This is a genomic window from Edaphobacter bradus, from assembly GCF_025685645.1.
GTDB classification, from domain to species: Bacteria; Acidobacteriota; Terriglobia; order Terriglobales; family Acidobacteriaceae; genus Edaphobacter; species Edaphobacter bradus.
On record NZ_JAGSYF010000002.1, the window covers coordinates 1,501,084 to 1,509,297 of the forward strand.

Genomic DNA, 8,214 nt, shown 5'->3' on the forward strand with positions numbered 1-8,214 from the left:
ATTCGCGATCAATGCTTTCCACGCCATCCAGACTGAATTCTCGGTTCAAATGCCTGCAGCACGTCATCAATACCAAAGCGCACATGCGCACGCATTGCTGACTCTGCGACTTGCGGATCTCCTGTGCAGATGGATTCGGCTAAATCCAGGTGGAAGCTTTTTGGATGGGCGCGTGTTCCAGCCACTGTGCTGTAGAGCCAATTGAAGACCAGCACATGATTGCTCTCGATCGCTGCGCAGAGAGGCTGAGAGCGTGCATAGAGCGCGATTTTGCTATGGAACTCGGTGTGGTATTGCTGGACCACAAAGGCCATCTCCTCATCGGCACCGTTAGCCGCAATGCGTGAAAACAGCGTATCCATATGCTCAGCCGCGCGCTTCAGGTCAAGCTGTTCCTGAAATGTCATGCGTTCAGCGCAAAGACGAGCAGACTGGCATTCGAGGGCTTCTCTCATCTCAAACCTACCCCGAATCTCATCCAGAGTCGGGATTTTGACCCTTGTCCCGGCCCGAGGACGGCTTTCAACTAGACCATCCCGTTCAAGACGCTGGAGTGCCGCACCAACCGGGATGAAGCTCATCCCGAATTGACCAGCCAGATTCCGTCGAGATACTGCTGCTCCAGGCGTCAACGTACCGCGAAGAATCTGATCCAGTATTTTCTGATATGCCTGTTCGGAGAGGCTGATATTGAGCTCCCGCTGATTCCGAGGCTTTTTTTTCGTCAACATATTTCACTTCTCGTAGCGATTTGAAAAGTGCCGCTGTGCGCTTGCCCATCCCGACTTCATGAGAAGCGGTCTGCGTTAAATGCTGAATCTACGCCCGTTGGCCATTAGATGTCAAGCAATGCCCGATTGCAGATTCCTGTCGTGCTCTTCGGTTACGCCCCAGCAGGGACGGTCTCCCGGAGCGAAAAATAACCTGTCACATTTCTTATTGACAAAACGATGCGGAGGCTGATAACAGCTAACATTGATATTCCAATTGATGCCAGCCGTCGATGGCGCCCGCCAGGCGTATCGAGGCACGATGAAGGCGAGAGTGTGACTGGTGAGATCCTCCAAATCGGCAATACCAATAGTCGCTATCGCTTCCCGATCGGGGCACGCCGTTTTTGTCGAAGCATGGAATTCCTTTTGGTTCTGCTCACCACTGTGGGTCGGCATTGGACACCAGGGGTTCGGCTCTCGAAAAGGTGGCGAGGCTGTTAGGGGTGCGATGTCAGCGGGTCTGCTAACCGGTCAAAATCTCGCTGCGATGCTTAGCCCGGTTGAGGCGGTGGGGGTGCGGTAGTGCAGCCAGAACAACGTAGCACCTGCGCCGAAAGGAAGGGAATGTTCAGCAAAAGCGCTTCGGGACGTAGTCTAAGCATATTGGAGCTGCCAAATGCACCAGCCGACTTGGCCGGCCCTGTGAGAGCTTGGCGCCAACCCGTCTGGATCAAAACGTACCCGCCTGAGCCGCCCACGAGAAATCCAATGTTTCTCGAGAAGCGCGTCTATCAGGGCTCGAGCGGACGCGTGTATCCGCTGCCATTCATCGACCGCATCGCATCCGAACCTGTAGATCGCCAATGGGACGCAATTCATATTGAGAATGAGTACCTTCGGCTGATGGTTCTGCCGGAAGTCGGCGGCCGCATTCATATCGGCTACGACAAGGTGAGTGGCTACGACTTCTTCTACAGGCAGAACGTGATCAAACCGGCACTTGTCGGTCTGGCAGGTCCCTGGATCTCCGGCGGAGTGGAGTTCAACTGGCCCCAACATCATCGACCCGCGACGTTCATGCCCGTCGAGACGGAAATTGAGTATGCGACGGGTGGGGACGTCACCATCTGGTGTAGCGACCACGATCCCATGCTGCGTATGAAAGGCATGCATGGAGTCTGTCTTCGTCCTGGCCGCGCTGCGCTTGAGCTCAAAGTGCGGCTCTACAACCGCACGCAGTTCACCCATACCTTCCTGTGGTGGGCGAATGTTGCGACTCGTGTTCATGAGCAATATCAGTCGTTCTTTCCGACGGATGTCCGTTATGTCGCGGACCACGCGAAGCGTGCTGTCACCTCGATTCCGTTGAGCGACCGCCCCTACTATGGCACCGACTATCCGGCACGTGCGAAAGACGGCGTGCCTGCAGAAGAGCTGCCCGGAAGCTTCCGCCCGGATGGCTCCTATGCAGCCAATGACCTAAGTTGGTACGCGAACATTCCTGTCCCGACAAGCTACATGATTACCGGAACCTCGCAAGACTTTTTCGGTGGCTACGATCACCGCGCGCAGGCAGGAGTTGTACATGTGGCTGACCATCACATTGCGCCTGGCAAGAAGCAGTGGACCTGGGGCAATCATGAGTTCGGTTACGCGTGGGACCGCAACCTCACGGATTCTGATGGGCCTTATATCGAGCTGATGGCAGGTGTGTACACGGATAATCAGCCGGATTTTTCATATCTGGCTCCGTGGGAAACAAAGACGTTTACGCAGAATTGGTACCCCATCCGGCGTACAGGCATACCCCAGATGGCGAACACGGAAGCTGCGATTCACCTGAAGGTCGAATGTGGCGCAGTGCATGTTGCGGTTGGCGTGACGCGTGACTGTGAACGTGCCGAAGTGCAGCTCCTGCGCGGTGGAGAACTCCTCCAGAGCTGGCCGACAGCCCTCCGCGTGAGCGAGACATTTATGCAGACCGTTTTGCTCAATCAGGAGTCGGCGCTCGTGGAGTTTTCGGTGAAAATTGTCGCGTGCGGCGCTACCGTACTCGAATATGTGCCTGCGAACATCCTTCCCGCAGCAGCACCTGAGGTCGCTCAGGAGCCACTTCCGCCTGAGCAAATCGAATCGGTCGAGGAACTCTACCTTACGGGGCTGCACCTTGAGCAGTACCGCCACGCGACCAGGCAGCCAGAACTCTACTGGCGGGAGGCGCTGGTTCGCGATCCCGGTGAAACGCGGTGCCTGAACGCTCTCGGGCGTTGGCATCTCGGCCGGGGGGAGATGGCAGAAGCGGTTGCGCACTTCCGCCAAGCGATCCAAAGGCTAACGCGCCTCAATCCGAATCCGTATGACGGGGAGCCCCTCTATTACCTTGGCATCACGCTTCGCTACCTGAACCAGCACAAGGAGGCCTACGACGCTCTTTTCAAGGCGACGTGGAATGCAGCGTGGCGCGGACCGGCCTACTTCGCGATCGCGGAGATCGATGCTTCGCGATGCGAGTGGTCCAAGGCTGAAGCTCATCTGCGGCAATCGTTGCGTGCGGAGACCGACAACCTTAATGCCCGCAACCTGCTTGCCTACGTGCTTCAACAAATGGGTCGCAACGGAGAAGCCGCTGAGGAGAAACAACTCGTCTTTGCGCTCGATCCGCTGGACATAGGCGCCCGCTGGAGCTGTGGTCACATGCCGACGGACGGGCAGATGCTCCTGGATCTTGCCCTCGATCTAATTCGTTGCGGACGGAATGCAGAGGCGCAAGGTCTCTTGCAAGCGGCGGATTTGCGGACGGTTGATGGCGCTACGCCGATGATCCTCCTTGTCCTTGCGGATTTGCAGGCAACGACAGGTAAGGGGGATGCCAACGAAACACTGAATCGTGTCAATGCCATATCGCATGACTTGTCATTCCCGAGCCGTATCGAAGAAATGCTGGTGTTGCAGCGGACGATCGAACGGTCTACCCATCATGCGCTCGCCTCGTACCTTCTCGGCAACTGGCTGTATGACCGCCGGCGGCACATCGAAGCAATCGAAGCATGGGAATCGGCTGCCACGGCTGAGCCTGGCTGGCCCACCGTCTGGCGCAACCTGGGGATCGCCTACTTCAATATCCAGCACGACCCGGACGCTGCCGTCCGTGCGTTTGATCGAGCGTTTGCGAACGAACCGACGGATGGGCGAGTGCTTTATGAGCGTGATCAGCTATGGAAACGCATCGGACGTTCTCCCGAAGCCCGGGTCGCGGAGTTATCGGCGCATCGCACCCTTATCGGCACACGCGATGATCTGGGGGTCGAACTCGCCACCCTATACAACGACCTGGGACGACCGGACGACGCACTACGGTTACTGCTCCATCGGAGGTTCCAACCTTGGGAAGGTGGTGAGGGGCTTGTGCTTGGACAGTTTGTTCGTGCCGAACTGCTGCTCGGGCGACGCGCCATGGATGCGTCTTCGCACGTTGAGGCACTCGAACACTTTGAGTCTGCACTCAAGCCGCCGCACAACCTCAGCGAGGCGAAGCATCTGCTTAGCAACCAGAGCGATGTCTACTTTTGGTTAGGACGAGCCTGCGAGGCTTTAGAGCGCAAGGAGGACGCAGCCGGATGGTATGAGAAGGCGGTTCGCCAACGGGGAGACTTTCAGCAGATGAGTGTGCGTCGGATCTCCGACATGACATTGTGGAGCGGGCTTGCGTTGCAGCGGCTGGGCAGAGGCGATCAGGCGTCCCGGTTGTTTATGGAGGTTAGTTCGTTCGCAGAAACGCTCGATAGCACGCCGCCCAAGATTGACTACTTCGCTACATCCTTACCAACGATGCTTCTATTCGAAGATGATCTCGCGAAAGCAACGCATACCGATGCGGCATTCCTCAAGGCGCAGGCACTATTCGGGTTGGGTGCGGTGAGCGAGGCAGACGAACTGTTGCATTTCATTCTGGAGCAGGATGCGAACCATGCTGGCGCACGGGATCTCCTCTCAATGCAACACCTGCTTTGCGAAAAGACGGGAAGACACTAATGCAAAGGGCCGTAACAACCGACTTTTCGGCTACAACCGTCAGTCCGGACATCAACTTCCGCTACCTTTGGACGATCACCTTCGTCGCCGCTCTCGGAGGCCTCCTCTTTGGCTATGACTGGGTCGTGATCGGCGGGGCTAAGCCCTTCTACGAGGCGTACTTTCATCTCACGAGGGAGTTCCAGATCGGATTGGCAAACAGCTGCGCACTGATCGGATGTTTTCTAGGTTCGTCCGCCGGAGGACGTGCAAGTGACTACATCGGCCGCAGGCGAACTCTGACGCTCGCAGCCGCTCTCTTCACGGTGTCCTCCGTCTTCACCGGCTGGTCATTCAGCTTCCACTCGTTCATTATTTGGCGTATCGTCGGCGGATTCGCGATCGGCCTCGCCTCGAACGTCTCCCCGACGTACATTGCCGAAATCAGCCCGGCAGCATGGCGTGGGCGGCTCGTCAGTTTGAACCAACTCGCGCTGGTGACGGGCATCCTGGGGGCGCAAATCGCCAACTGGCGAATTGCGCGGCATGTACCTGAAGGGTTGAGCGAGCGGGCCATCGCGGCAAGTTGGAACGTGCAATATGGCTGGCGATGGATGTTCACAGCGGTCGCACTTCCTTCGTTGCTCTTCCTGTTAGCGGTGCCGTTCATTCCGGAAAGTCCGCGATGGCTTGTTGTGCGACATCGAATTGCTGCAGCCAAAGATGTGCTGTGCAAGATCGGGGGACGCCGCTACAGTACGGCAGAAGTGGAGAGCATTCAACAATCGTTACGCGGTTCGGGTAATGAAGGGGCCGTCTGGCACGAGATACTGCGCGGAAAGATCGGACGACTGTTGCTCGTCGGCATCGCGCTTGTTGTGCTCCAACAGGGAAGCGGCATCAACATCCTCTTCAACTACGCCGAGGAGGTCTACCGTAGCGCCGGTTACGGCGTGAACGACATCCTCTTCAATATCGTCATCACCGGAACGATAAACTTGCTGTTCACGGTTCTGGCGATGCTTTTTGGTGGATCGGCTGGGACGCCGACGACTCATGCTGCTAGGCTGCTTTTCGATCGGCTCCTGTCATCTTGCGGCGAGTATTGCATATCACATGCACATGCAGGGTGCCTGGATTCTCGCGCTGACGCTGGCAGCCATCGGGTGTTACGCCATGACCCTTGCGCCCATCACCTGGGTGCTGATCACGGAGATTTTCCCTAATCGATACCGGGGCACGGCTGTGTCCATCACTGTTGCGGCCCTCTGGGTTGCATCCTTTGTGCTGACGTATACGTTCCCCCTGCTGAACCGTGCCGTCGGTTCCTCGGGCGCATTTCTTGTGTACAGCGGCATATGCTTTATCGGCGGTGTCTTTGTCTACCTGGTGGTCCCGGAAACCAAAGGCAGGCCGCTAGAGGCCATGGGGGTCTAACAAGATAGAAAGCGAAACCTGGACCTGTTCGCGCAGTCCTTCACGCGGATACTCGAAAAAGACCGCGTCCCTGTGTTCAAAGAAGGCATGCAGAAAGTCGCTCCGTGCGTGCTCGAAGTCGACTCCGGCGTGGAACTTCTCCTCCAGCTGCAGATAGTTCATGGCTCAAGCTGATGACAAACAGTGCTAATCCGAAAATTCTCGAACTTAAGGAAAATCAAAAAATGAGATCAAGAGCGTTCGATACTGGCCGCGCTGGTTAATCCAGACGGAAGAGGTAGGTTGTTTCGGCGGCTATTCGACCCAGCCGTTACCATACAGCAAACTTCTAAAAAAAGTTTAAGAAGAACTTGGTCCCGATGTAGAGGAACCGCAATCAACCGAAGACTCCGTCGACGCGGTATTTCCCTTTAGTAGGTTCGGGACGCCCCCGCACCGAGTCATTAAAGGAAGAAACCCTCAATGTTGAATTCATCAGCCTCACCGAACACCTTGCCTCTGGCTTTTCCCGCAATGCCTTCAAAGAACGATCTGATGATGGAACTCAAGGAACGGTGGAGCGAAGACAATCGTCCTTTTCACTTCCCGCACTCGTTGGTCATTCTCATGGGGTACATTGGACTGCTCCAGAGTCACGATGCTTCGCTTATTCATCGCGCCACCGGTTTTCCGCTCGGCTTCGTCTCGCGTGTAATCTTCGAACTCCTGCGTAGCCCGCGATGGCACTCAGACGAAGGCTTCGTGGATCTGGTCCGCCTCGCGCAGGACTCCGACGCGAAGCAGATTGACTATGCGCTTGGCGAACTGCTCAGTTCCAAGTTGTTTGGTGACGGTGTCTACTCCGAACTCGAAAAGGAGTGGTACCGTTTGATGGGCGTTACCATCGAGCTCTAGGCCATGGGTGCCGATCATCAGCATGGTCGGCACTTATAGATATATCTCCTGGCCAGTTGAGCCGGTTCGTCGGATCTAGGTGACGTTGACGAGTCAAGCCAATGGCGTGAGCGGGAAGGCGCGGTTCTATTTCCAAATCGCGTCTTGGATTTGTTGTCTCGATTCCGACCACCGCGCAAGCAACGCCCGTAGCGCATCCCTGTAGGCCATGCCGTCCATAGTCTGCCCATCCGTATCCGGCTGCCATCTTTCGGACGTGCTAAAGCGACCCCGCACCGGTGGCGGCACTGGCTTAGATAATTGCTTCATCAGTGGTCCGCAAAAGCGACTCAAATCTTCCATCAGATTGTAGCGAAGCACATCACCAGACCAATAAAGACCTTTCGATAAGGGGACGACCAAGTCCGGACCGATGCTGCACAATAGCCTTGGCTCGCTGCCATCGGAAGGTTGGTAGAGTTCTATCGGTACCAGGTAGACGAGCGGGTTCGGCAGGTTGGTTGGATCCGGGTTTGAGTAACCCACCAAGATGAATCGTTGTACTTCTCCCTTGGTAGTCACGAAGGATGGGGCTAGTGGCAACGGTAGTGCTGCAGGCCTCGGAGGCAGCGGACGCGAACTTTGCTGCTGGCACAAAGAGCGCGACCTTTACGGTCGCATTGGCTACCCCGACAATCAGCGTTACGGTTCCCAACCACACCTATGGCGATGCACCGTTCACGGTCACCGCCTCCTCCAACTCCACCGGAGCCTTCACCTACTCGGTGGTCTCGGGTCCGGCGACGGTCTCGGGTTCAACCGTGACGCTGACGGGCGCGGGCACGGTAGTTCTAAGTGCCAGCCAGGCCGCCAGCGGAAACTTTGGCCCGGCGACTGCGACCACCAGCTTCACTGTGACCCCAAGCTTTACGCTCTCCTCCGGCTCGGGGACAGGTTCCAGCTCTGGGACTGCGACCGTGGCCCCGGGGGCAGCAGCGACCTTCACCCTTACCTTCTCCCCCACCGGCGCAGCAACCTTTCCCGATGCGTTGACGTTGAGCGCAAGCGGTCTGCCCAGCGGAGCAACCGCGACCTTCTCGCCGGCAACGATCGCGGCGGGCAGCGCGGCAACGCCGATCACACTCACCATTCAGACCAGCACGCAGACCGCCTTCAATGA

5 protein-coding genes and 2 pseudogenes are annotated in these 8,214 nt (G+C 57.0%); 5 read left to right on the forward strand and 2 right to left on the reverse strand.

Annotation, left to right across the window (positions count from 1 at the left end; genetic code table 11):
* Positions 1-8 precede the first annotated feature (8 nt).
* Positions 9-731, reverse strand: a complete 723-nt coding sequence (locus OHL16_RS12290) for a GntR family transcriptional regulator (protein ID WP_263367414.1) — start codon at positions 729-731, stop codon at positions 9-11.
* A gap of 750 nt (positions 732-1,481) precedes the next feature.
* Here OHL16_RS12290 and OHL16_RS12295 point away from each other — a divergent pair.
* From OHL16_RS12295 to OHL16_RS12305, 3 genes and pseudogenes are all read left to right on the forward strand, one after another.
* A complete protein-coding gene (locus OHL16_RS12295; RefSeq protein ID WP_263367415.1) occupies positions 1,482-4,745 on the forward strand; it encodes a DUF5107 domain-containing protein in 3,264 nt (1,087 codons plus the stop codon).
* Positions 4,745-5,680, forward strand: a pseudogene (locus OHL16_RS12300) (MFS transporter); the annotation flags it as partial. The gene OHL16_RS12295 and the pseudogene OHL16_RS12300, both read left to right, overlap by 1 nt.
* A 100-nt stretch (positions 5,681-5,780) precedes the next feature.
* A complete protein-coding gene (locus OHL16_RS12305) occupies positions 5,781-6,161 on the forward strand; it encodes an MFS transporter (protein ID WP_263367416.1) in 381 nt (126 codons plus the stop codon).
* Here OHL16_RS12305 and OHL16_RS12310 read toward each other — a convergent pair.
* Complete coding sequence (locus OHL16_RS12310; protein WP_263367417.1) at positions 6,141-6,323, reverse strand: hypothetical protein; 183 nt, start codon at positions 6,321-6,323, stop codon at positions 6,141-6,143. The two genes, OHL16_RS12305 and OHL16_RS12310, sit on opposite strands and share 21 nt — an antisense overlap.
* 300 nt (positions 6,324-6,623) lie before the next feature.
* Between OHL16_RS12310 and OHL16_RS12315 the strand changes: the two genes are divergently transcribed.
* Positions 6,624-7,055, forward strand: a complete 432-nt coding sequence (locus tag OHL16_RS12315; protein ID WP_263367418.1) for a hypothetical protein — start codon at positions 6,624-6,626, stop codon at positions 7,053-7,055.
* A 575-nt stretch (positions 7,056-7,630) separates the two neighbouring features.
* Positions 7,631-8,214 (forward strand): annotated as a pseudogene (locus OHL16_RS12320) (hypothetical protein); the annotation flags it as partial.